The sequence below is a fragment of the Psychrobacter sp. N25K4-3-2 genome (assembly GCF_015351755.1).
Classification (GTDB): Bacteria; Pseudomonadota; Gammaproteobacteria; order Pseudomonadales; family Moraxellaceae; genus Psychrobacter; species Psychrobacter glaciei.
Genome location: NZ_JADKLX010000022.1, coordinates 1 through 278, shown reverse-complemented (window position 1 = coordinate 278; position 278 = coordinate 1). Strand labels below are relative to the sequence as shown.

General features: G+C 56.8%; 1 protein-coding gene. It reads right to left on the bottom strand.

Annotated elements, in window-relative coordinates:
* Window positions 1-33: 33 nt before the first annotated feature.
* Window positions 34-278 (bottom strand): hypothetical protein (locus tag IOD06_RS13665; protein WP_227670072.1); only part of this gene is annotated, 245 nt, incomplete at its 5' end.

Sequence of the window (278 nt, the reverse complement as noted above, 5' to 3'; positions counted from 1 at the left end):
CGCGGCCTGTGGTGCATCACCCTGGACCTGTCTCTACGTGCAGTACTTCTCAATAAAAGCTCGGGTGATGGGCGGCCGAATCACCTTGGTAGGTGCGACGGGGACTCCGAACGACTGGCAGAGTCCTGTGATCAAGGCGGGAAATCCCAGGGCCCTGTTGGACTTATCTGGGTCCAGAGGGTGCCTGGTAGGCGCCATACCTGCAAAAATATAGATGGCATCAGCGATCAACTGAGCCACATGGATACTCATCCGTGTCAGGATGGCGTACACCAGCT